Annotated in this window: 25 protein-coding genes; 10 read left to right on the plus strand and 15 right to left on the minus strand. The window is 67.0% G+C overall.

Translation table 11 applies throughout. The annotated features are described in order from the left end of the window. Window positions 1-114: 114 nt before the first annotated feature. Complete coding sequence (locus ACFYWS_RS36040; protein ID WP_389283519.1) at window positions 115-336, plus strand: type II toxin-antitoxin system VapB family antitoxin; 222 nt, start codon at window positions 115-117, stop codon at window positions 334-336. Further along, the gene (locus tag ACFYWS_RS36045) at window positions 333-764 is read left to right on the plus strand and encodes a PIN domain nuclease (protein WP_389283700.1); all 432 of its coding nucleotides are present in this window, start codon (window positions 333-335) and stop codon (window positions 762-764) included. Before ACFYWS_RS36040 ends, ACFYWS_RS36045 begins: the two co-directional genes overlap by 4 nt. Before the next feature lie 12 nt (window positions 765-776). On the opposite strand, the gene ACFYWS_RS36050 is transcribed toward ACFYWS_RS36045, so the two are convergent. The 4 genes from ACFYWS_RS36050 to ACFYWS_RS36065 all read right to left on the minus strand — a co-directional run bounded on the left by ACFYWS_RS36050 (window position 777) and on the right by ACFYWS_RS36065 (window position 5,805). Then, window positions 777-2,303, minus strand: coding sequence for a S8 family serine peptidase (locus ACFYWS_RS36050; RefSeq protein WP_389283521.1), 1,527 nt, complete (start codon window positions 2,301-2,303; stop codon window positions 777-779). 123 nt (window positions 2,304-2,426) lie between these two features. Continuing rightward, complete coding sequence (locus ACFYWS_RS36055; RefSeq protein WP_389283522.1) at window positions 2,427-3,800, minus strand: S8 family serine peptidase; 1,374 nt, start codon at window positions 3,798-3,800, stop codon at window positions 2,427-2,429. Window positions 3,801-3,892: 92 nt separating this feature from the next. Next, on the minus strand, window positions 3,893-5,299 hold the full coding sequence (locus ACFYWS_RS36060) for a WXG100 family type VII secretion target (protein WP_389283524.1): 1,407 nt from the start codon (window positions 5,297-5,299) through the stop codon (window positions 3,893-3,895). Between the two features lie 65 nt (window positions 5,300-5,364). After that, a complete protein-coding gene (locus tag ACFYWS_RS36065) occupies window positions 5,365-5,805 on the minus strand; it encodes a hypothetical protein (RefSeq protein ID WP_389283526.1) in 441 nt (146 codons plus the stop codon). A 441-nt stretch (window positions 5,806-6,246) separates the two neighbouring features. Between ACFYWS_RS36065 and ACFYWS_RS36070 the strand changes: the two genes are divergently transcribed. The 4 genes from ACFYWS_RS36070 to ACFYWS_RS36085 are packed head-to-tail and all read left to right on the plus strand — an operon-like array spanning window position 6,247 to window position 9,359. Further along, window positions 6,247-6,561, plus strand: coding sequence for a hypothetical protein (locus ACFYWS_RS36070; RefSeq protein WP_389283528.1), 315 nt, complete (start codon window positions 6,247-6,249; stop codon window positions 6,559-6,561). A gap of 3 nt (window positions 6,562-6,564) precedes the next feature. Further along, on the plus strand, window positions 6,565-7,845 hold the full coding sequence (locus ACFYWS_RS36075; RefSeq protein WP_389283530.1) for a putative T7SS-secreted protein: 1,281 nt from the start codon (window positions 6,565-6,567) through the stop codon (window positions 7,843-7,845). An 11-nt stretch (window positions 7,846-7,856) separates the two neighbouring features. After that, the gene (locus tag ACFYWS_RS36080) at window positions 7,857-8,543 is read left to right on the plus strand and encodes a hypothetical protein (protein WP_389283531.1); all 687 of its coding nucleotides are present in this window, start codon (window positions 7,857-7,859) and stop codon (window positions 8,541-8,543) included. A 36-nt stretch (window positions 8,544-8,579) separates the two neighbouring features. After that, entirely contained in the window at window positions 8,580-9,359 is a 780-nt protein-coding gene (locus ACFYWS_RS36085; protein WP_389283533.1) for a hypothetical protein, read from the plus strand. Window positions 9,360-9,591: 232 nt separating this feature from the next. On the opposite strand, the gene ACFYWS_RS36090 is transcribed toward ACFYWS_RS36085, so the two are convergent. From ACFYWS_RS36090 to ACFYWS_RS36105, 4 genes are all read right to left on the minus strand, one after another. Further along, window positions 9,592-9,942 (minus strand): hypothetical protein, encoded by a 351-nt coding sequence (locus ACFYWS_RS36090; RefSeq protein WP_389283534.1) that lies wholly within the window; start codon window positions 9,940-9,942, stop codon window positions 9,592-9,594. A gap of 95 nt (window positions 9,943-10,037) precedes the next feature. Then, window positions 10,038-10,697 carry a hypothetical protein gene (locus tag ACFYWS_RS36095; protein ID WP_389283536.1) on the minus strand — a complete coding sequence of 220 codons (660 nt, stop codon included), beginning with the start codon at window positions 10,695-10,697 and terminating at the stop codon, window positions 10,038-10,040. Window positions 10,698-10,879: 182 nt separating this feature from the next. Beyond that, window positions 10,880-11,539, minus strand: coding sequence for a hypothetical protein (locus ACFYWS_RS36100; RefSeq protein ID WP_389283537.1), 660 nt, complete (start codon window positions 11,537-11,539; stop codon window positions 10,880-10,882). 578 nt (window positions 11,540-12,117) lie between these two features. Further along, complete coding sequence (locus tag ACFYWS_RS36105) at window positions 12,118-12,891, minus strand: hypothetical protein (RefSeq protein WP_389283538.1); 774 nt, start codon at window positions 12,889-12,891, stop codon at window positions 12,118-12,120. Between the two features lie 530 nt (window positions 12,892-13,421). On the opposite strand from ACFYWS_RS36105, the gene ACFYWS_RS36110 reads away from it, so the two are divergent. Next, on the plus strand, window positions 13,422-13,940 hold the full coding sequence (locus ACFYWS_RS36110) for a hypothetical protein (protein ID WP_389283539.1): 519 nt from the start codon (window positions 13,422-13,424) through the stop codon (window positions 13,938-13,940). 80 nt (window positions 13,941-14,020) lie between these two features. After that, entirely contained in the window at window positions 14,021-14,707 is a 687-nt protein-coding gene (locus ACFYWS_RS36115) for a hypothetical protein (protein WP_389283541.1), read from the plus strand. 37 nt (window positions 14,708-14,744) lie between these two features. Here ACFYWS_RS36115 and ACFYWS_RS36120 read toward each other — a convergent pair whose 3' ends face one another. The 7 genes from ACFYWS_RS36120 to ACFYWS_RS36150 all read right to left on the minus strand — a co-directional run bounded on the left by ACFYWS_RS36120 (window position 14,745) and on the right by ACFYWS_RS36150 (window position 20,262). Further along, on the minus strand, window positions 14,745-15,476 hold the full coding sequence (locus ACFYWS_RS36120; RefSeq protein ID WP_389283542.1) for an SMI1/KNR4 family protein: 732 nt from the start codon (window positions 15,474-15,476) through the stop codon (window positions 14,745-14,747). Between the two features lie 6 nt (window positions 15,477-15,482). Continuing rightward, entirely contained in the window at window positions 15,483-16,292 is an 810-nt protein-coding gene (locus tag ACFYWS_RS36125; RefSeq protein ID WP_389283544.1) for a hypothetical protein, read from the minus strand. Between the two features lie 74 nt (window positions 16,293-16,366). Next, a complete protein-coding gene (locus tag ACFYWS_RS36130; RefSeq protein ID WP_389283546.1) occupies window positions 16,367-17,020 on the minus strand; it encodes a hypothetical protein in 654 nt (217 codons plus the stop codon). Then, complete coding sequence (locus ACFYWS_RS36135; protein ID WP_389283548.1) at window positions 17,017-17,751, minus strand: hypothetical protein; 735 nt, start codon at window positions 17,749-17,751, stop codon at window positions 17,017-17,019. The genes ACFYWS_RS36130 and ACFYWS_RS36135 overlap by 4 nt, the downstream gene beginning before the upstream one ends. A gap of 156 nt (window positions 17,752-17,907) precedes the next feature. Further along, the gene (locus tag ACFYWS_RS36140) at window positions 17,908-19,158 is read right to left on the minus strand and encodes an amidase domain-containing protein (RefSeq protein WP_389283550.1); all 1,251 of its coding nucleotides are present in this window, start codon (window positions 19,156-19,158) and stop codon (window positions 17,908-17,910) included. A 2-nt stretch (window positions 19,159-19,160) separates the two neighbouring features. Then, window positions 19,161-19,493: a type VII secretion target gene (locus ACFYWS_RS36145; protein WP_389283551.1), complete on the minus strand. Its 333-nt coding sequence runs from the start codon at window positions 19,491-19,493 to the stop codon at window positions 19,161-19,163. Window positions 19,494-19,599: 106 nt separating this feature from the next. Further along, window positions 19,600-20,262: a hypothetical protein gene (locus tag ACFYWS_RS36150; RefSeq protein ID WP_389283552.1), complete on the minus strand. Its 663-nt coding sequence runs from the start codon at window positions 20,260-20,262 to the stop codon at window positions 19,600-19,602. Between the two features lie 68 nt (window positions 20,263-20,330). Between ACFYWS_RS36150 and ACFYWS_RS36155 the strand changes: the two genes are divergently transcribed. Continuing rightward, a complete protein-coding gene (locus ACFYWS_RS36155) occupies window positions 20,331-20,687 on the plus strand; it encodes a hypothetical protein (protein WP_389283554.1) in 357 nt (118 codons plus the stop codon). Between the two features lie 214 nt (window positions 20,688-20,901). Continuing rightward, the gene (locus ACFYWS_RS36160) at window positions 20,902-21,297 is read left to right on the plus strand and encodes a hypothetical protein (RefSeq protein ID WP_389283556.1); all 396 of its coding nucleotides are present in this window, start codon (window positions 20,902-20,904) and stop codon (window positions 21,295-21,297) included. Window positions 21,298-21,315 lie beyond the last annotated feature (18 nt).

The raw sequence follows: 21,315 nt of genomic DNA on the forward strand, positions 1-21,315 counted from the left end.
CCAAAGCGCACCCGTCGACACAGTGAGTGCCACCTGGATTGACCTGGATTGCACCCCCCACCCTCGCGGCGATATCATCTCAACGAGAACTTGATATCACCTTGGGAGGTGCGTATGTCCAGAACCGTCATCGACGTCAATGACGAGCTGTTGGCCCAGGCCGCCGAATTGCTCGGTACGCAGACCAAGGTGGCCACCGTGAACGGCGCGCTGGAGGAATTGATCAAGCTGCGCAAGCGCGAGTCGTTCACCGAGTGGCTGAAGTCAGGAGGACTCCCCGACCTCACCGGCCCGACGGAGAACTCGGACGGCACGGGACGCGAGCAGGTCGCCTGAGCGTGCGCTATCTCCTGGACAAGTCGGCGTTCGCACGCTGGCCGAAGCCGAACGTCGCACCCCGCCTCGACAGCCTGTCCCGCCAAGGACTGCTGGCGATCTGCGGGGCCATCGAGATCGAGATCGCCTACAGCGCCCGATCCAAAGCAGACGTCGACCGCATCCAAGAAGGCCTCCGCGGATTCGACTGGCTCCCCACCCCGGACGAGGTCTGGGACCGGGCAGCTGAAGTCCAGCGAACCCTCGCCGCCAACGGCAACTGGCGCGCCGTCTCCGGTACGGACCTCGTCATCGCCGCGACCGCGGAGCGCCACGGCGCGACCGTGCTCCACTACGACGGCGACTACGACATGATCGCCGAAGTGACCGGACAGCCAATGGAATGGGTCGCCCCGGCGGGCACGGCGGACCTCACGCTTCCTGGATGACCGGCTGCAATCTCACCCGATCTCGTGGTGGTGAGCCCGGCCCAAGCTTCCAATCCCCGCCACGGCTCCGTATGCGCATCTCACGCGCGAAGTGCCCCGCACCCTCCTGGGTGCGGGGCACTTGGCGCGACGCGTTGGGCCCGTTGGTCCCGTTGTTGCGCTACGAACTAGCGCTGACCGTAGGGCGGTTGCGAGGGGGATTGCGGGTACGAACCCGGCGCGGGGGGGCGGCTGCTGCTGGTACGGGTTTGGAGACGGCTGCTGCCCGGGGTACGGGGCCTGGCCGCCGCCACCCCATCCACCGCCGGGGGGCGGGGGCGGGCCACCGCCATTGTTCTTGCGGCTACGCGCGATCAACACGACGACGATCACCAGGACGACGAGGGCGCCGACGGCGATGCCGACGATCATGCCCGTGCTGATGCCACTGGAGTCTGAGGAGTCGGAGGCAGCATCGGGCGACGAAGAGGGTGCCGAAGCGTCGCTGCCCTTGGCCTGGGCAATGGCAGTGTTCAGCTCATCGACCTTCAGCGGGCCGTTCTTGGGGCCGGCCGGGATGTCCTCGGTGAGCGCGGAGTACGGCTTGATGAAGCCGTAGCCAAAGTGCTCGTCAGGAAGCGACGTCCCATTCGCAGAGGTGGGGAGTCCGGCAGTCTTGGTGAGGCGGTTCACCAGCTGGCCTGCGGAGAGGTCGGGGAACTTCTGCTTAAGGAGAGCGAGGGCGGCAGAGACGTAGGCGGTGGAGCCGGAGGTGCCATCGGCCTGGTCGTAGCCGTCGGCGTCGAGACCTGCGACGACGTTCTTCACGCCAGGAGCTGCCAGCATAAGTGGGGGCCCGTAGTTGGACTTGTCCCAGATCTCGCCCCGCGAATCAACGGCACCAACAGTCACCGCACCTGGCTCATTGGCTGGGAACAGCAGGTTGTCGACGCCAGTCTTCCCCTGGTTTCCGGACGCGGTCACAACTGGCACGCCGTGTTCCAGCGCATAGGCAATGGCTTCGCGTTCCTCCTTCACCGCCGCGGCAACCGTCGCATCGTCACTTCCATTGTCCGCGCCACGAGAAATATTGATGACGTCTGCGCCGTGATCCACTGCATACCTGATCGGCTTCGCGAAGTATGCGGAAAGGTCCCCAATCGACCGAATGGGGAGGATTTTGGCATCGGGAGCAAGCCCCTTCACACCGCTCGCGCCTCCCGCACCGTGACCATGTCCGGCGATGATGCCCGACATCGCGGTGCCGTGAGCCACGTCCTCCTGGTCCACGGTCGACTCGTCCGAGGCATCGACGAGGTTCTTACCCTTGAGAAACTGCCCGGCAAGATCAGGGTGGTCCTTCTTGAAGCCGCCGTCGATGACCGCGACCGTGACGCCCTTTCCGGTCGCCTCGTTCCAGACCTTCTCGGCAGCGAACGCCGTCAGCGGCCACTGGTCATCTCTGACCTGGTCCGCAGACGCCGTCGGCGCAGCCGCGAAAAGCAGCGCTCCCGCCGCCGCTGCAGCGCCCACCGCGCGCAGCGCTCGCGTGAAGCTCATGCCGTAACACCTTCCCTCGCAGGGCGGGGCCCACAGCCCGAAGGCTGCAGGCCCCGTCTCATTCCGGTACCAACGTGAATCGCCCGCCTGGCACGTTAGGCCAGGCGGGCTTCGTAACCGTAACTACTGCTGCCCATACGGTGGTTGTGAGGGAGCCTGGGGGTACGAACCGCCCGGCGCGGGAGGCGCCTGCTGCGGGTACGAGCCCGGGTACGGCTGTTGCGTCGGATACGGCTGGTGACCACCACCGCCCCAACCACCACCGGGGGGCGGTGGGCCGCCGCCATTGTTCTTGCGGCTGCGCACAATCACGATCACGACAATCACCAGGATGACGAGGACACCGGCGGCGATGCCGACGATCAGGCCGGTGCTGATGCCGTCCGAGTCCGAGGCATCGGAGGCGGCGTCGGGCGCCGAGGAGGACGGAGCCGCGGCATCGCCGCCCTTCGCCTTGCCGACGGCGGCGTTCAGCTCATCGATCTTCAGCGGCCCGCTCTTGGAGCCCGCCGGGACGTCTTTAGTGAGGGCGGCCAACGGTTGAATATAGCCATAGCCGTAGTGCTCGTCGGGGAGTGACGTGCCCTTCGCAGAAGCCGGAAGGCCGGCTGTCTTGACAAGGCGGTTGACCAGCTGGCCGGGAGCCAGGTCAGGGAACTTCTGCTTGAGGAGGGCAAGGGCGGCGGAGGTATAGGCGGTGGAGTCGGAGGTGCCATCGCCGCCGTCGTAGCCATCGGAGTCGATGCCAGCAGTGACGATATCGACGCCGGGAGCGGTAAGCATGAGGTGCGAACCGTAGTTGGAGCCATCCCAGATCTGGCCATTCGAGTCAATGGCGCCGACCGCTACAACCCCCGGGTCGACCGCAGGGTGGTTTTGAGCACCGCTGCCCGTCTTGCCATCATTGCCAGAGCCTGCGACGACAGGCACGCCCTGATCCAAGGCGTATTTGACGGCCTCCCGCTCCTCCTGAACTCCCTTTGAATCGGCGCTCTCTGAGGTCCAATTGATCTGAGAGATGTTGATGACGTCCGCGCCTTGGTCAACGGCGTATCGAATCGCCGGACCGAACATACCCTTGCCGCCATCGTCACGGATCGGAAGGATCTTGGCGTCTGGCGCCAGGCCCTTTACTCCGTTGCCGCCACCCGCACCGTGGCCATGGCCAGCGATGATACTGGCCATCGCTGTGCCATGGCCAGGGTTATCGTTGTCCTGCGGATCAGGCTCAATCGACGTGTCCCCATCGATAAAGTCCTTGCCCGGGAGGAACTTGCCCTTGAGGTCAGGATGGCTGGTCTTGAAGCCACTATCGATCACGGCAACCGTCACGCCCTCGCCAGTCGCGACCTGCCAGATCTTATCGGCGGAGAACGCCGACAACGCCCACTGGTCATCTCTGACCTGGTCCGCCGACGCCGTCGGCGCGGCCGCGAAAAGCAGCGCTCCCGCCGCCGCTGCAGCGCTCACCGCGCGCAGCGCTCGCGTGAAGCTCATGCCGTAACACCTTCCCTCGCAGGGCGGGGCCCACAGCCCGAAGGCTGCGGGCCCCGTCTCGTCTTCACCGCATACTTAACCAGTAGGCCTGACTATTCCACGACCTTGGGGTTAACAGTCCGACCGTTTGCCCAGGTCTGCTCATCCTCGACCAGGTAGTCCGGGCGAGAGCTGTCACGCCGCTTTTTGTCCTTGCCGTTGCCCGTCTGGGCACCGTGCCCACCGAGACCATTACGGCCGGCGTCCTTTCCAGCACCACCGGTCGCGGTCTTCGGCTTCTGACGCAGAGCGGAACCGCCCTGCTGTCCGGAGCCCGGCTTGACGACAGACTTGCCGATCTCGCCGCCCTTGGTACGGGCCAGCGAATTGCCCTTCATACCCTTCGCGGCATCCTTGCCGGCAGCTCCGGCACCCGCACCACCACCGAGGCCGCCGCGCCCCATAGCGCCTGCGCCGCCACGACCCGCAGCACCCGAGCCGAGGCCTGCACCAGCACCGATCCCGCCGCCGATCCCCGCTCCTCCGGCACCACCCGCGCCAGCACCGGCTCCGGAACCAGCCATACCGCCGCCAATGCCGCCTGTACCAGCGCCGGCCCCCGCACCGATACCGCCGGCTCCGGTTCCCGTGCCGCCATTGAAGCTGAGGTTGCCGGCGCCGATCTGCGAGCCGGCCGTCGGCTTCTGCGAGCCGATACCGCCGCTAATGCCGTTGGTGGTCGGCGACTTCATACCCTTCACCGCCGAGCCCGACGCTGTTGAGCGGCTGAGATTGCCAGCGCCGGAACCGCCAGAGGGACCGCCTACGGAACCAGCGACGATGGGCACAGGAGATACTCCACCAGGCTCGCCTGGATAGTCCTCGTTATCGGTAACTCGCCCATTCCGAGACCACGACCCCATCGACTTGGTCTGCGAGTTGTAAGCCGCCCCCAGCTCCTCCATCTTCACAGCCATGGCCATCTGCGCCTCGCGCCCCGCCGACATGTCGCCTTCGCGACCGTCAGCGATCTGCTGCGCAGTGACATTCTTGTCGGCGAGGTCCTTGTTGAGGCCGTCCTCATCGCGGTTGATATCGGTGAGACGGTCGGACCTGCTGTCGCCCGCGGACGGCTTCTGCATAGCCAGGACTTGCTTCTGGATCTCCCCGAGCACCGTCGCCGCACTCGTCATCGCAGTGGAGACCTGCGTCGCATACGTGGACGTGTCATGGATCTTCTTTGAGATCACCTTCGACCGAGCCTGGAACTGGTCGGCGGACGAGCCCTGCCAGTGCTCCATCACCTCGGCAACAGCGTGCTCGTAGGCCTCCTTGGCCGCGACAAGCTGGTCGTGGACACCCTTCCAGCCCCTGGCAGCGGTGTGCACGTTCTCAGGGTTGGCGCCCTGGACCATGGCCTTCATGGTGTCCATGTCCAGGTTCTTGAAGTCGGTCGTGTTGTCGCCGACGTAGCACTGCGTCGGCGCCTGGTAGGTGTAGTCCGCGCCCTGGTCACTCATTGCGCCCCAGGCCCCCTTCGTCTCTCGCTTCGTGTCCTACTCGTCCGCCGCCGCCCTCAATGCCTCTAGACACCCGACATCGACCCCGCCGACGAACCCGAACCGATCCCCGACCCCGACCCCGAGGACGAAGTCGACGCCTGGTTCGCCCCATGCACGGCGTTCGAGGTGTCCGCCTCAGCGTCCTGATACGCCCCGTGCGCCTTCTTCGTCTTTGTCCCGAAGTCGTCCATCACCGACTCCAGGTGGGCGACGACGGCCTCGAGGTAGTCCTTCATCTCGGCATGAGCGGAAGTCAGCGCTTCCGCCTCTTCGAACCGGCCGCCCGACGTGCTCCCGCCCGTCGTGCACTGCCCAGCCACGCTCGCACCCAATGCGCCTGGCGGCAGGTACGTGTTGCTCTTCGTGTCCCCGTTTGCCTTGCCGAGGTCACCAATAATCGCGTTCAGCTTCTTGATGACCTGGTCGAGCGCACTCAGATCGACCTTGTACCCGTCACTGGCCATGCGCTTGGCCCTCCCCGTTCATCCCGCTAGTCCCGTTCTTCCCGTTGGGGGCGATAAGTCCGGTCCCCTGTCACAAGCCTGTCCTTAAGTCTATCGAACGGCACCCACACCCCGCTCGGTACTACCCGTCACAACTCCGCGACAGGTACGGCGGATAGGTTCCTTTATCAGACATAGGACGCGTAACCATCTCGCACACGGGTCCCGGCCACCGCACCCACCCGACCTTGAGCCAACTCGTCCGGCTGGAGACGCAGTTCATTCATCCGGGCTCTCCGCTGCCCCGCTGCACGTAGCCGCAGCCGCCCACCCACAGGCCGCACGCCAGCGACAACCGGGCCGCAACAGCCGCGTTCCGGCCCCGCCCCGCTCAAGGCAGAGCGCTTCAATCGGCTTATCGTGACCCCTCAGCCCCAGACGCCGACCACAGGGGGATGCCGCATGGGTAGTCACTACAAGACCGATATCGACGCATTGGGGAAGTTCGTCGCCTCGCTGGAAGCCAGCATCGACGAGCTGAGTGCGGCGCGCACCGCGCTCTCCCACATCCGCGGGGACCAGATCGGAACGGCACGCCTCGACGAGGCGTGCGACACCTTCCAAGACCGGTGGCGTTACGCGACCAAGCAGCTCAGCGAGCAGATCGGCGACATCTCCGAAGGGGTAAAGGACAACAAGCTCAGCTACGAGGAGCTGGAAGAAAATCTCGCCGATGCCTTGACCAAGTTCCAGGCGTCCACCTCGGCTGGGAAGTGACCCGTGGCAGCCAACCCCTACGTTCACCTCGGCTGGAATCCCGTTCCCGGCGCCCCCTCCGAAGTCTCCGAACTGCAGCGGAAGGTCAAGACCGCTTCGAAGACACTCACCTCGACCCACCGACAGATCGAGCAGCTGCTTGGCGAGAGCAGCTACTGGGAAGGCGACGCCGCTGACGCGTTCCGTGGCGCGCTCGATGGCGACATCCCCACGTACGTCAAGAACGCGGCCCATTCCTTGGATAAGGCGGCCGCCGCGCTGACCAGCTGGGAGCAAGAACTCACCTCCCACCGGGACCTGGCGAAGAAGTACGACCATGAAGCCGGGGAGAGGAAGTCTGCCGCCGACTCCGCACAGCAGCATTACGAGCGAGCCAAGGAAAATCCGGGCCTTGGCCTCGGCGGCCAGACCTACCCCAACCAGGCTGAGGCCGACGCGGCTACGGCGAAGCTGCGCGCCGCCGAGACCGCCCTCAACGATGCCTCCACCAAGCTCGAGCAGGCCAACCAGGCGTACCAGGACGTAATCACCAAAGCGAAGGAGCTGGAGTCCGAGCACGAGGCGAAGGCTGAGATGGTCGCGAAGCGCCTCGACGACGCCGACGACAAGCTCGCGCCGAAGGAGCCCGGCTGGCTCGGCAAGACGGTCTCCGCGATCGGTGATGCACTAAAGGCGATCGGTGAGGGCATCGTGGAGCATGCCGGCACGATCGGAGCGATCGCCGGGCTCCTGGCACTGCTGCCTACCCCAGCCGCACCCGTGTTCCTCGCCATCGCTGTGGGGGCCAGCGCTCTGTCCCTGGCCAACAACCTCTCCAGTGAGGACTTCAGAGATTCGCTGACCGGGGAGTACGGGGTGGGTGAGGGGGTCAAGGCGTGGGCCGGCGTCATCGGCGATTCCCTCGGGGTGGTGCCTGGAGTAGGCGCGCTCGCACGGTCAGGGAGTGAGGTCGGTCTTGCCGCGGCCGTAGCCAGGGAAGGCGGCGAGGCGCTGACCGTGGGAGCCAAGGCAGATCAATTCATCAAGGGCGTCGTCCCCGCTTTCGAGCACAAGGCCTTGGACGCAGCCACATCCGCCGGGGTCAAGGAGTTCGCCATTGATGGCGCCAACACTGCGGTCAACGCAGTCTCCTCCATGGAGAGTTTCGGAGTTCTCCCCGAGGACGGAGTGGGGCACGAGACCAACGAGTACTCCAAGATCGCCGCCGGCTTGCCGAACGCACCAGGAGACATCGGCGAGATGATCACGGACACCGGCGAGCTGCTTCGAGGGGGCCGTCTGTAATGGAATCGCACATGAAGCGCGATGACACTCCAGCGCCCGCCCTGTGGTGGGCGATCCCCCACGGCTTCCACCAGCTCGATCTGGCCCCCTCCCTCAGCGATCTCAGTGAGAGGGCTGAGCAGATCCGTGACCTGCCCCAGGGCGAGGAACGTGACCGTGCGGACTCCGCACTGCGGGTGTATGCCGCCACCTTGCTGTCCATGCGAAACCACCAGGTCATGGGGTGTGCGCTAGGCCTGCATCCTGGGCAGGACAGCGAGTCCCCCGCAATGTCGACGCTCGTAGTGTCGACGATGTCCGTCCCGAGCGGTGGTGCGAAGGCTGCACTCACCCGATCCGTCCCCCCGTCCGCCGATGCCTCACCCCGCGAGGGCGTGCGACCGGTTGAGCTGCCGTGCGGGCTGGGCTTCGTCTTCGAGCAAGAGCGGCGAACCGCATCGCCCAGGCAGAACCCCCTAACTCAGGAATTCCAGGAAATGCCGGTATGGCAAGGCACCGTAGCCATCCCTGCCCCCCACTCATCCGCCGTCTACTTTGTGCAGTTGGTAACTGCTGAGATCGCACAGGCAGCTGACTACCGCGACATACTCCTGGGGGTGGCGCGCACAGTGACCTTCGGAGACCCTCAGGCGGGCACGACAGCTACCCCACCCCACCTCGTCCCGGAGACCGGCGATGTCCGCAACGTCTTCGGCTGAGCCGAGACGCACCGCGCCCACGAGAGAGAATCCACAGTGACAGGACAGCCACTCACCACGTCCACGACAGCTCCCAAACGCAGGGTCGGCAAGGCCCTGATCGCCATCATCGCCGGATACGCTCTCGCGTTCCTCCTTAGGAGCGACGGCGTCTTCCTCCTGGGACTCCTGGGTATCTTCGTGATGATCGGCGGCTACATCGCGCTCGCGCTGGCGACATACCCGAAGGCCTCTGGCCGTGGCGCCTCCGATCTGAACCAGCCCGATCCGGCTGCCGCGATCAAGGCCCACTTCGGGGCGGTCATGGGCTGGTTCGCCGTACAGGCCGCCGTCGTAGTGGTCGGTCTTGTCGCCCAGGCCACGCTGGGGGCCACGTACCTGTTCCCGCTCCTGCCGCTTTCCATGGTCGTGGCACTCATGGCGTTGGGCTGTACAGGAATGGGGCTGTACTGGACCTGGAAGTGCGCTCGTGCTGTACGCACATTCAAGCTTGCCGTACGGCCGTTCCACCCGCTCAACCTCAGCGGCAACGGAAAGCGTTCCCTCTACTTGGGCGACATCGGCTCCGGTGAGTCGCCGATCATGGTCGGCATGGACCCCCTCCTCCACGACCGCTGGCCTGCGCGCCGCGAAGACTGGGTCTGGTTCGCCGGGGACGACACCTTCGGCGGCACCGTGATGCTGCCGCATTCCGGAATGCTGATCTTCGCCCAGCCCAAGGACTGGGACGAGGCCGAGCCCGCGCGCAAGGCGGCCGGGCCCGAGCGCACTCAACTAGCAAGCAGGGCAGGGCTGTTGAAGCGCACCAAGATGTGACCGCGACAGGGCCGGGACGTGGGTCGGCCCTGTCCGCCGGCCGGCCGCGGACATCGGCTGGGGACGTCGACGTTGGCGCACCGAGTGCCCCGGCGTCGGCGTCCGTCTCACCCCGGACGTCGCCACACCCGCCCGCGGCAGCGTGACCCACGTCCGGCGTGCCGCCTCCGGGTTCGGGAGCGGGCCCGTGTCCCCAGTCGCCGCCGCAGGCGCGGAGGACGCGGGCGCGGAGTCAGAGCGTTGCGCGGCGACGAACGCCGCAGACTGCGGCGAGGTGGTGGTTGGCGTGGGGTGCGTGGCCGTCGTAGACGGTTACCCGGAGCGCGTCGCCGCGGTAGTGCAGGGAGACGTAGATGTCGGCGTCCGTGGTGAACCGGCAGGCAGCCGCCGTGAGTTCGCCGACAGCCTGGAGGGCCGGGTCGAGGATGTCGGCCAGGTGGTGCGCGGCGAGGAAGGCGTGGGTCGCCGCGCGGGCGAGGGACGGTGAGGTGAGTGCGGCCGGCGGGGAGGGTGAGGCTGTAGGCCAGGTTCTCCGGGAGCCCCGGCCGGTCGTCGGGGTGAGGTGGACTGGCGACTGGGGCAACTTCTCTGAGCTCTACAGGCTCGAGGACTCGGCCACGTCTACGTTCCGCCACACCCCAGGCGCCGTCCCGGGAGGGCAAGGCGCCACCGAAACTGTCACCAGGACGAGGAGGACCCCAGCCCGACCGGCATGCGGTCGAGGTGACTCAACCTGAACGGGAACGCCTCCGCCATACGTCGCCAGCCTTGCCCCATGAACTGGACCGAGCACCAGGAACCATCCACGAAACCGATTTCGTGACAGCCACCCACGACGTCGCTTCGGTCACGGACCCAACTCACCTTGCCGAGCTCCGTCGACCAGCCCACTTCCACCGGGCCGTGCCTGCCCGTGAGCGAGCCGGCGCACGACACGTATGCGAGTTGCAGGTGATGTCCGGTGACCTGCATGACCACGTCCGCGCCGTTCTTGGTCCGGGGCATTATGGCTCGCGCCAGGTGTCCCGCCATGGAATTCCAGTCACCGCAGAACGGTTTCCCGGGCTTCTTCTCCCCACGCCAGAAGACCGCCTCGAAGAACGCCTCGAACGGATGCCAGGTCATGGAGACCAGCCTGGCCACCGCATGCACCGGAAGCAGGCACCAACTCCAGGGAGTCCGACGCTCCGATCGCAAACCGCGGGTGCGGCGGAAGTAGCCGGGTTCGGGCGCCCGGGCAGCCAGGGCGACCCTGTGCTCTCCCCGCGGCACCTCACCACCCGGCGCGACCGCCCGCGCCCGCACGACCGACGTCTGATTGCGGTCCGATCCGCTCACCGCAAACGTCCCTTCCTGTCTGGGACCCCACGCAAAGGCCCCGCAAGCACAAAGGCCCGATCCCATTGCAGGACAGCATGGCATTGCGGGGCGATCAATAGATGCGGCACGGGCACATCGCCGACGGGCCGTGGGTGGCACGCGGGCCGCCACCGCCCGGTGTCGCAGCAGGCGCACCGGCCCTACGGCCTTGGGGCGCCGGCCTGGAGGATGCCCGACACCTGAGTCGTGAACGCTTCGGGATTGGGGAGGTGGAGAGTCGCCCAGGATCCGTCGGCAAAGCCGAACTCGAACAACTCCTCCTTCTCTTGATGACGGATCCACGCCAGTTGAGAACGGGGGCAGTGCCAGCCGGCCTCGGCGCCTTCATCGGCGATGTCAGAGGGAGGCATCACGCCGCTCGGTGCGTAGAAGACCTGTATCCCGTCGGGGGTCAAGACGAGGAACGAGTACACGTACCACCAGCGGGAACGGGGCTGAATCGCGGCTTCCAGCTGTCCGGCCAAACTGTCCCAGCCTCCCCAGAAGCCACGATTCCGGCGCTTGAACTTCTCACGCTTCTCCGGGTCGTCGCAGATGTTCCTCGGTCCACTTTTCGGGGTGTTCTCATCTCCCCAGAACAATGTCGTGACCACCAACTTGGCCTTCTGGCCCGTGCCTACGGGGCCGTAGGCGTCACCGAATACCTCCGGCCGCCGGTCGGACGGAGCAACAGGCTCCCTTTCTCTCGACCAATCCAGGCGGCTGACGGTGAAGGGGCCGGTGACGGGAGTTCCCGGCGGGAGGAGGGCGACAACACGCGGGCGCACCGCATCGACGTTCCCGTCTGCGAAGGGATCCATGGTCTGGGTGCAGCTCCTGTGCGTTCGAAATGAGCGAGTTCGGGTGGTCCTTGGGCGCGACTAGCCGAAGGGCGTTGACGCCGAGGCGGCGGCTTCGCGGGGGCACTTGGTGGTGAACGCCACCGTGCACGTTCCGCCCTGAAATACGGCGTCCCGGGAGGCGGACCGATGAAGCCATGACTCTGACCGCTGAGCAGCCTGCGGCGCCGGGAGATCTCGAATTCGCCAGCAGTTCCGGACGGCTCTGGAAGAGAGCAGACCTCGGGCGGACCAGTCGCCGCAGGTGAGCGATGCAAGTCGATCGTAGTGATCAGCGAGTGTGCCACGAACAGCCACCACGTCGAGGAGCCGGCTTGACTGTCGTCGCAGTAGCTCCTGGGTTCCTGGCTCGGACAACAGTGCTTCGTGCGCGGGCTGTTGCGCGTGCCCCTGCTGGGCAATCTCGGCGTCTGTAGCCCTCCGCCGCTGCCTCGCCATCCAGGGGAGCATGGGCAGGCTCTGCCCCAGGCCAGCGATCAGACCGATCCGGCTACCCGCGGCCGAGAGCACGGCCCTCGGCCGCGGGTAGCTGTCCGGAATCAGATGTTCGGGGCAACCGTGACCTTGCCGGTCGGTGCCTTCGCGCCGACGGTCGTGCCGAACTCGGACCACGTGATGGTCTGCGTGCCGGTCCCGTCGGTGTACGGGGTCTCCTGCTGCAGCAAGTAGGGCTCGCCCATGGTCGCGATGCTGTACGTGGCCTTCTTTGTCGGGTCCGTGCCCTTGCCGACGACCGTTGCGACGGGCTGCCCCGTCACCTCGGCGGCGGAGCCCTTCGTCAGCTTGAGGGAACCCTTCTCCTGCTGGCCGAACTGCTCGCCGTGGCAGTAGCTGACGAGCACCTTCGTGAGCGAAGCGGTCGGCGAGCCGTGCATCCACTGACCGGCCCGGATGGTGCCGGCCCCGTTCTTCTTGGCCCAGGTGGAGAACGTGGAGTCGACCTTGCCCCAGACGTCGTTGCCCTTGCGGATGACCTCGAACGTTCCCATGTCCTTGAGGTCGACCGTACCGGCGCACTCCGTGGCGGAGAGCCGGAGGTCGGACTTCGCGTCCGAGCGCGACATGACCTCGTGGACCGAACCTGCGGCGGCCTTCGTCTCCAGGCCCTTCGCACGCAGCGCGGTGGCGGCGAGCTTCTCGGCACCGTTCGGCTTGGCGTCGGCCTTGGCCGGCCTGTCGGCGGATGCCTTCGACGGCTTGCTGTCCGCGGCCTTGTCCTTGCCGCTGCCGCAGGCAGCCAGCGACAGCAGGGCGGCGGTGCAGGTGAGTGCGGTGGCGGCGCGGCGGGCAGACAGGACGTGCGTGTTCTTCATGAGTTCCCCGTTGTTCCCCGTGAGTGTGCGGTTGCCGTGAATGGCGCGTGTCATTCAATCAGCGGGGCGGGTGACGTCTCGTCGATTCCGAGGAGGCCCGGTCACCACGGTGTGAATCTTTCGCGGCCCTGTCGGGGTGGGGCGCGGACCCCGGTTCGGATGCGTCGGCCGGCCGGGCACGGCCCCATGGGCGCTCCCGCCTACAACTGCGCCCGGCTCGACGACAGCGAGACTGCGGCGAACGTCGGGACGAGCCCCCTTGTGCCTTGAAATGGTGAATCCGAAGGAGAACGAAGAGCACGCGCCCTCACGGCCACGAGCGTTTGCGCCGAGGCACGAGTCACGCCGAAGCACGTGCCCTTGGGTGTCAGAGGTCAGAGGCCGCTGTGGTCAGGGTTCACGGACTCGCTTCCCCATCTGGACAGGGTTTCGTGGCGGCGACGGCCGCTGATTGATCACGCACGGCCCGGGTACCGGCTTGAGCCACTCTGCCCGGTGCCGATGATGTCGAGCGACGGGGAGAGTCAAGCATGCACGCGGCGTCCAGCGGGTCTCAAGGGGTACAACTCCCCCTGGCAGACGGCGCTTTCGAGGATCCCGCCACCCGCGCCACCTGGACGCGAACCAGACGCAAGGTGCGGGTACGCCTCACGCTCTGGACGGTCTTCTGGGTGGGTTCGTTCATCGCGGTGAGCCTGCTCGACGAATTCCGGAACCTGCTCGGCCCGGTCGGGGCGGTGGTCTTCCTGGTCTACCTGGTCTACCTCTGTCAGCTGTACCTGAAGCGCACGACTGGGGCCCGGGGGTCCTGGCCCTTCCCGGCGGGGGGGGAACCTCATGGAAGTGAGGAAGGTATCAAGCCGCCGACACAGCCCGAGCCTAAAGGGAAATTACTCACCATGAGCGCCGACAATTCAAATCCCGCCACGATGCGGCTGAGTGGGGACAAGTTCGAGCCCCGGCGTCAAGAACGTGGGCCTGCGGCAGCGGAGTTGGCGCGGCAACCCGGGCTGGACAGTGGCAAGTGGCCCAAGCCCAGGTTCACCTAGGGACGCACCCCGCGTACCGCCTCCGGATTCCCGCCCAGGCCCGTCGCGATCGCTCTCGCTCTCGCTGCGAAACTACCCCCATGCCCATGCACCTCATCTCCGTCATCGGAAACAGCCCCGGCGTCGGCAAGTCCACCCTGTGCCGTTCGGTGGCCGAGTGGCTCACTGGCGTCAGCGCATCGGTCGACCACTTCGAGGAGGCCGACATCCTCACGCGGGCGGCGTTCCAGCCCGTGGTGGAAGAGTTCGCCGGTGGGGATTCCGCCGTCCGGCCCGCCACCCTCGTGGAGTGCACGCGTGCCTACGTCGCGGAGTCGCTCGCGGCGGGCAAGGACTACCTGGTGACGGATGCCCTTGTGCCGTTCGTTCCGTCCCTTGTGGCGTGGGGCCATGACGAGGGGACTCTCGTCCACGTCATGGAAGAGCTGGTCCGGGCCGTGGAGCCGGCGCAGGTCACCGTGGTCTACGTCCACGACGATCCGGAGACGGCACTGCGGCGCGCGGTCGAGCGAGAAGGCGACGACTGGGAAGACTGGTACGTGCGGAAACTCGCGGGCTCCCCTGGTACTCGGTCCGTTCACGACCTGGCGTCGGCCGCCGCTCATCTCCGTTTCGAGGCCGACCTGACCTGTCGTCTCCTGGAGCGGACCCCGTGGCACGTTCTGAGCGTGGATGCAGGCACGCTCGACGCCCAGGAGGCACACGCTCACACCCAGCGCTACCTGATGGACGTGCGGGGGTCGTCATCAGGACGGCCTTCTACGTAAGCGTCGTAACGGTCGCCCCAGGCGCCGAGAGGCCGGGTCAGCCGAAGGGGTTCGGGTTCGGCAGGCGCAGGGTCGCTCCGTCGGGAAGGTCGAACACCTGCTGTGCGATCGGTCCCCGGATCCGCATCGCGGTCGCCGCGTCGACGGCCTTGAAGTTGTCGAAGTCGTAGCCGCCGCCCGCGACGAAGAAGCGGCGGGGGATCAGGCGCTCGGCCGGGTCCAGCGCGCCGTTCGCCTTCTGGTAGGCGTACGCGAAGCTCGCCGTGCCGTTGACGTCGGGGTCGTCGAGGAGCCAGGCCGCCCAGTCGTTGAGGCTGGTGCCGAGTTCCGTGAGTTCCGCGGATTCCGGGTTGAGCGTGACGACTTTCGCGCCGTCGACGACGCCGAATTGCGTACCGAAGATGTCCTGGCCGAAGCAGAAGATATCGTCGGCGAGATCGTCGTAGGTGTCTTTCCAGGTGTCCTCTGCGTTCCAGGAAAGGAGGTCGGGGCCGAGGCCCTCGTCACCCGCGCGGAATACCTGGACGCCGGCGTTGAAGAGGAAGAAGCCGTTCATGCTGGAGAGGACCGTGCCGAGTTCGGCGAGGGGGCCTGTCTCCCAGCCGAAGTCGAGGTCGATGGCCGGGCCCATGGGGCCGCGGGCGCGGCTCAGGAGCTGTTCCAGTGCGCCTTCGGACGTCGCGCCTTCGGACGTCGCGCCGTCGGGCGTCGCGCCTTCGGGCGTCGCGCCATCAGGCGTTGAGTCCTCGGGCGTTGTGTCGTCGGACATTCCGAATCACTTCGCTTCCGGGCCGATGGGCCGTGTCAGATAGTGCTCCCGCACTCGGTCGGTGACGACCAGGCGGAGAGTGGGCTGGAGAACAGGATCCGTCGGGATGGCGTCCCATTTCATGTACGGGTGCCATCGGCCGTGTGCGGCGAGCAGCATTGCTTCGCCGCCCTCCATGTCTCCCTGGACCGCGTACCATCCTGCCATCCAGGAGCACTCGGCGTACTGGGGAGGGGTGTGCCCACCCTGTGCGACGAGTTCGTGCGCGCGCGGGAAGTCGTTGGCTGTCCTGAGCGACTTCCATACGACGCGCTGTTCGTCTGCGGTAAGCGTTTCGAAATCACGCTCCACGAGTGGCGAGCGATGCTTGGCGCCTGACGGCGGAAGCGGTACACCCCACGGCTCGAACCCGGGCGTCAGTTCCGCCAATGGGCGCTGCGTCAACTGCTGGGAAAGCCAATTCAGCCGTTCCCGCAGGACGCGCCCGGTGGGAACGGCCCCCGCCACCGCGGCAAGGCGGCCGGCGACGGCCTCTGAGGAGGCTTCCGGTGTCGCCAGGAGCGCCTCGTCGAACGGCATGTCCTGGTCGCACAACTCCCCACCGCTCGGAGCGTCCGCACGGATCAGCGACTCGGCCAGATCCGCGGCTTCGCCGGGGCGGTCCAGCCACAGCAGGATCTGGATCGACGCGGCAGCGGCTTCCCAGACGGGGCCGCGCGCGCCACCAGGCCGGCGAGCGATCTCGAGCAGTTGTGGCAGTGCCTCTTGGAAGTGCCCCTCACGGGCATATGAGATCAGCTTTTCGGCAGAGTTCATGAGGTCATTCTCTCCTTCGGCCTCCGGAACGGGAGCTTCCTGGTGCGTGGGGCGCCTTCTCCTCCGGGCCCTGCCTAACGCACCGAGATCTTGACTCTGGTGCCATCCGGTAAGCCACGTACAGCACTTCCCATGGCCGACCCCGACCCTTGGTTGTCCTTTGCCGCGATGTACTGGACACTCGCGCCCGTTCCTCCCTCCTTGTACATGGCCGGAGGGTATTCGTCCCGGTCTCGCGGGCTGTCGGTCGGAATCCCGCGGAGCGAGTCGGCCCGGTTGTCGTCCGCCCCACTTCTGTCGATGGTGAGAATGTCGGGCTGGGCAGGGCCCGTTCGCTGGCGGTCGCCACGCCAGTTGGTGCCGTTCTGGGCGTCCTCGATGTGCTGCGCGGACTCGGGGTACTTGTTCCTGTCGAGGACCATTTCCGCGTCGTATTCGGTCCGACCGCCGGTGCGTTGGTTGAAGTCCCCTCGCGCGGCGGCCTGTTCGCGCATTCTGCGTCGCGAGCCCTTGCCGGTCTCGCCGCCGTTCTTGGCGACCTTGTTCGCGAGGTTGATGAGCTCGTGGGCGTGCTGGCCGTCCGCGTCCTGGATGTTCTTGACGACTTTCTTGGTGCCGTCTCCGACCTGGCTGTACATGTCGCCGACGGCCTTGGCGGCGTCCTTGCCGAGTTTCCTGCCCATGCGCTGCGCGGCGTCTTCGAGCGCTTTGGCTATCGGATGGCTCATCCGAACGACACTCCCCCGGCCGCGTTGCTGAATTTGACGGCGTGTCCGGCGACGGCCTCGGAGTGCTTCTTGAAGTCGTCGGCATGCTTGAGCAGTTCGTCAGGGTGGACGGAGAAACCGGTGCCGCCGCCGGCGTCGGCGGGTCCCGCGACCGCTTCGCTCGCGGACTCGACGCCCTTCAGGACCAGGCCCTTCAGCGCGCGGCCCACGATGTCCTCGAGTGGTTCGACGGCCTGGGTCGCGAGGTGTGCGACCACCTCTTCCAGGGCGCGTTCGAGGAGTTCGTTCACCACCTTCTTGGTGACCTGGATCAGTGCCGCCTCGGCTGCCGCGGCCGCCCCGAGGGTGACGATCGCCGTCGCGGCCGCAATCGCCAACTGGACTGCGATGAATATGAGTTGCGCTATGACGGCCATCTTCGCCGCGACAATGAGGACCGCCGCGACCTCCAGGGCGACCGCCGCCATCTCGCATCCCTGGATGAGCTCGGTCATATGGCTGGTCGCCAGCCGGCTCCAGGTCTCGGCGAGCCGGTCGTACGACGACCCCTGGTAGCAGGCCGCCATGGCCTGGATGGTCGCGGACGCCTGCTCCTGGGACGAGCCGATGTCTCCCGCGAAGGTACGCACGTGCCCGGCGAACTCGTTGACCGCGTCCTCGTTCACTTGGGGCCAGTTCAGGCCCAACAGGTCCATGACCCAGACCAGTTCGTCCGGTAACTCGATGGCCATGCGCTCCCCCTGTATCCCCGTGGCGCAACTGCCTTACCTGTGACAGTTGTTCGAAGGATAGTTGTCCGGAGGCGACGCTTCCTCATCGAGTGAGTCATGTCAGGGCAAAGCGCGGGTCACCATCAGTCCCCGAACACCGGGCGGAGGGCCCGGGTATCAGTACCAGTCAGGCGACGGCCGGACGATGCGCAGGTTCTGGTCGCCCTGGTTCTTCTCCGTCGAGGGGAGGCGGCCCTCCAGGCTGACGTTCTGGTACTCGTTGTTGTGCTGCGTGTACTTGATCTCGCCGTCCGGCATCACCGCGGTGACGATCGCCGCGTGGTGCGTATTGCCCTTCTCGGCCGTGTCGCCCACGCCTGCCTGCTCGTAGTAGATGATGTCGCCCGGTTTCGCGTCCGCCTGCGGGATCTCGGAACCGCCGTGCGCGAGCATGAAGTTCTGCTGGTTCTCGGCCGCGGCCCAGGTGTCGGAGTAGGCGAGACGCTTGTCGATCGCGTCGATGCCGGTGCGGGGGCCGACCATCCACGTATCGTCGTCGGTGGCGCCCCAGAAGCTCGTCTTCTCCTTCATGCCCGAGTGCAGCAGGGCGTTGGAGACGAAGTTGGCGCAGTTGTTGCCGAAGTCGGTGGGGTCGGCCTTGTTCCAGTTGGCGACGGCGTACTCGACCATCTTCACGCGGTCGTACTTGCCGTCGTTGCCGCGCAGTTCCTGGCGTACGTCGGCGGGGATGCCGTCGAGGCCCGCGAGGGCGACCGGCTGGGCCAGCATCATGTCCTTGCGCTGCTCGGACGTGAGGCCGTTCCACCAGCGGCGGGCCGTCGCCTTGTCCTCGCCGACCGGGATGTCGGCGGCGAGCATCCGCATCTGGACGTGGGAGGCGTGCTCCTGGAGGTCGCCGAGCGCCTTGTCAGGGTCGGTGACACCGGTCTGGGCGGCGAGCTTGGCGAACTCCTTCGCGGCCAACTCATCGGCGGTGGTGGTCTGTTGGACCGCCTGGTCGATGAGTTCCCGCACCTCGGCCCGGTACGTCTCCGTCCCTTCGGCCTCCGTACGGGGGCCGGTGACCGTGCCGTCGGCGGCGATCTCCAGGCCGTGGCGCGCGGCGAGGTCCAGCGCGGCGTGCAGGGTGCTCTGCGCGGTCTCGATGGTGGTCGTCATGCCGTCGGCGACCATGTTGACCGCGAGGAGGATGTCGTACGCGGACTCGAATTGGTTCGCGAGCTTCTCGAACTCGGCCGCCGCGGTGGCGCCGACCTCGTCCGTCCAGTTGTCGGCGAGCGGCTTGGCGCCGTACTCGCGCAGGTCCTTCGCCGCGCCCAGGGCGTGCTTGGCGAGGGCGTGCCATTCGTCGGCCGCGGTGGCCCAGGTCTTCGGTTGTGCGCCGGCCACACCCTCGTACGCGACCATGGTCAGGCCCTCCCGAGGTCGGCCAGGCCGGCGCGCAGACGCGATTCGGCCTCGGCGTCGGCGCGGTCGTAACTGTCCGCGGAATCCAGCAACTTCTCGCTCAGCTCGCCCATCCGCTGGGCGAGCGACACCATGTGTGCCTCCCACTTGAGCGCGCAGGCCTTGAGCTCGGCGGGGCTCTGCCAGCCGTGGCCGTGGTGGGAGGCGGGCACCTCGTCGCTGGTGTCGAGCGCGTGACCGAGGCGCTTGGCCGTCTGGCGGGCCAGGGACTCGGTGTCGTGGGCCGTGGCGCGTACGCGTGCGGCGTTGATGTCGATGTCTGCCATGTCTGCCATGGGCGTTGGACAACTCCCCCGTTGTGAACCGCTGTCGTCGGTTCGAACTCGGCGATCATCGTACGGGGCTGGGGCAGCGGCCCGTGGGGCGCCGCTCTCAGGTCAGTCAGCGTGCCTGCCCGCGCGGCCGCGTCCGCTCCCGGTGGCCCTTCCGGTCCGGCGCGCCCATGTGCCCGGATTCCCGTTCAGCCTCGCCCAGCCACAGTTGGGGCACGTACGACTGGATCGCCGTGACGACCGCGTCGCGTGAGCCCGGCGGGACGGGGAGGCGGTAGCGCAGGCGGGGCAGGCCCGGGTGGAGGGGCTCCTCGTCGCGGACCAGCGGCCACAGGACGGGGTCGTCGCGGTCGATGGGGGCCGAGGGGCACAGCTCGATCGAGTAGACCTTCGTGCGGCCGAGCCTGCTCCAGTGCAGGCCGACGCCGGCGAGCGTGTGCCAGGCGACGACGCCGCGCACCTTGCCGTCGCTGACCCACAGGCCGCTCCGGTCGATGCTCACCGTCGAACGACGCGACACCCAGGCGGAGATGAGGCTGGTGACACTGACGAAGAGGATGAGCAGACCCATCACGATGCCGACGACCCCCTTCGGGCTGGGCTCGGCGTCACCGAGGCCGACGGTGATCCCCACACCTCCGAACAGCATGAGCAGCCCCACCGCCGTCAGCACGATGCCGAGCGGCAGCGCTTTCGTCGCACTGCGCTGACCTGTGCGTATGACGGTCGCGGTGGCGGTGGGTGCAGGGCCGTGGCCGTGAGGTGTCGACATGAGCAGGGAGTGTAGGGAACCTGTCGCCTCGGGCGCCGGTGGGATCGGTGACGTCTAGGCTCCGGGACATGACTTACGGCTCGGAATCCGACGAACAGCTGAAGGCGCCCAAGACGCTGAAGGCGCGGTTCCAGGTTCAGGGGCGGCAGGGGCTCGTGATGGACCGCCAGCGCGCGGCGCGGCAGGCGCGCCGGGTGTCGGCGGGGATCTCCGCGCTGGTCGCACTCGTCGCCCTCATCCTCACGGGTGTGCGCCTCGGGCAGGGTAGCGAGGCCGGGGTGTGGACGGTGCTTTACCTCGCGGGCGGTGTGGTGAGTGGGTGCGGGGTGCTGTTGGCGCGGTTCGGGCGGACGCGGTGGGCGTTCGCGGCGATTTGTGTGGGGGCGGGGGTCGCGACGTTGGGGGATGGGCCGATGTTTGGGTGAGGCGTCGGTGACCGTGCCGGCGTGCGGCTTGACGGTGGCATCGGTACTGGGTGCCGGGTGCCGGCCAGTTTCCCGTAATCGGTGGCCGCGACCGACGTGACACGAAGCCATACCGAGGCCCCGAAGGCCGCCATTGTGGAGTTTGCCAAGCCTTTGCTAAGTTGCGATCTCCCTGATCATCGACCGACCCGCCGAGGCCCCCTTGAGGAATCCGATGGACAAGCCGGTGGATGACTCCGAGTTCCTCGAGATGACCGGACAAGACCCCGCCCAGGCCAGGATTTTGCGGCAGTCTCTTGAGCATCTCGCCTCGGGATTGGGCGGTGGCACACTCAAGGAGATGGCTCAGGAGGTCCTCTCCGGCCGTATGGGGCTGCGCGAGGCGGCCGATGTCTCGGCCTACGCAGACCAGACCGTCGAGCAGTCGGCGCCCCTCGCCCAGAAATGGGCCGAGATGTCCGACGCCGAGCGAGAGGCGCTCGCGGCTGAGGGAGAACGCGGGGCCGCAGAAGAACCGCGGCGAGCGGACGATGACCAGCACACACCGCAGTCACAGCGGCCGACAACGCGCCAGGCGCGCCACGACAGCAGCGGCTGGTCCCTGTACTGACCGACCGCCCACCCACTT

It is taken from the genome of Streptomyces sp. NPDC002795 (assembly GCF_042888725.1).
Taxonomy (GTDB): Bacteria; Actinomycetota; Actinomycetes; order Streptomycetales; family Streptomycetaceae; genus Streptomyces.

What these genes read in the sequence shown, in the direction of transcription:
- ACFYWS_RS36135 (WP_389283548.1), bottom strand. Translation starts at nt 17,751, where the DNA reads ATGGCCATCGAGTTACCGGACGAACTGGTCTGGGTCATGGACCTGTTG.
- ACFYWS_RS36130 (WP_389283546.1), bottom strand. Translation starts at nt 17,020, where the DNA reads ATGAGCCATCCGATAGCCAAAGCGCTCGAAGACGCCGCGCAGCGCATG.
- ACFYWS_RS36110 (WP_389283539.1), top strand. Translation starts at nt 13,422, where the DNA reads ATGCACGCGGCGTCCAGCGGGTCTCAAGGGGTACAACTCCCCCTGGCA.
- ACFYWS_RS36145 (WP_389283551.1), bottom strand. Translation starts at nt 19,493, where the DNA reads ATGGCAGACATGGCAGACATCGACATCAACGCCGCACGCGTACGCGCC.
- ACFYWS_RS36060 (WP_389283524.1), bottom strand. Translation starts at nt 5,299, where the DNA reads ATGAGTGACCAGGGCGCGGACTACACCTACCAGGCGCCGACGCAGTGC.
- ACFYWS_RS36140 (WP_389283550.1), bottom strand. Translation starts at nt 19,158, where the DNA reads ATGGTCGCGTACGAGGGTGTGGCCGGCGCACAACCGAAGACCTGGGCC.
- ACFYWS_RS36100 (WP_389283537.1), bottom strand. Translation starts at nt 11,539, where the DNA reads ATGGATCCCTTCGCAGACGGGAACGTCGATGCGGTGCGCCCGCGTGTT.
- ACFYWS_RS36160 (WP_389283556.1), top strand. Translation starts at nt 20,902, where the DNA reads ATGGACAAGCCGGTGGATGACTCCGAGTTCCTCGAGATGACCGGACAA.
- ACFYWS_RS36125 (WP_389283544.1), bottom strand. Translation starts at nt 16,292, where the DNA reads ATGAACTCTGCCGAAAAGCTGATCTCATATGCCCGTGAGGGGCACTTC.
- ACFYWS_RS36120 (WP_389283542.1), bottom strand. Translation starts at nt 15,476, where the DNA reads ATGTCCGACGACACAACGCCCGAGGACTCAACGCCTGATGGCGCGACG.
- ACFYWS_RS36115 (WP_389283541.1), top strand. Translation starts at nt 14,021, where the DNA reads ATGCCCATGCACCTCATCTCCGTCATCGGAAACAGCCCCGGCGTCGGC.
- ACFYWS_RS36040 (WP_389283519.1), top strand. Translation starts at nt 115, where the DNA reads ATGTCCAGAACCGTCATCGACGTCAATGACGAGCTGTTGGCCCAGGCC.
- ACFYWS_RS36050 (WP_389283521.1), bottom strand. Translation starts at nt 2,303, where the DNA reads ATGAGCTTCACGCGAGCGCTGCGCGCGGTGGGCGCTGCAGCGGCGGCG.
- ACFYWS_RS36065 (WP_389283526.1), bottom strand. Translation starts at nt 5,805, where the DNA reads ATGGCCAGTGACGGGTACAAGGTCGATCTGAGTGCGCTCGACCAGGTC.
- ACFYWS_RS36150 (WP_389283552.1), bottom strand. Translation starts at nt 20,262, where the DNA reads ATGTCGACACCTCACGGCCACGGCCCTGCACCCACCGCCACCGCGACC.
- ACFYWS_RS36080 (WP_389283531.1), top strand. Translation starts at nt 7,857, where the DNA reads ATGAAGCGCGATGACACTCCAGCGCCCGCCCTGTGGTGGGCGATCCCC.
- ACFYWS_RS36105 (WP_389283538.1), bottom strand. Translation starts at nt 12,891, where the DNA reads ATGAAGAACACGCACGTCCTGTCTGCCCGCCGCGCCGCCACCGCACTC.
- ACFYWS_RS36070 (WP_389283528.1), top strand. Translation starts at nt 6,247, where the DNA reads ATGGGTAGTCACTACAAGACCGATATCGACGCATTGGGGAAGTTCGTC.
- ACFYWS_RS36155 (WP_389283554.1), top strand. Translation starts at nt 20,331, where the DNA reads ATGACTTACGGCTCGGAATCCGACGAACAGCTGAAGGCGCCCAAGACG.
- ACFYWS_RS36055 (WP_389283522.1), bottom strand. Translation starts at nt 3,800, where the DNA reads ATGAGCTTCACGCGAGCGCTGCGCGCGGTGAGCGCTGCAGCGGCGGCG.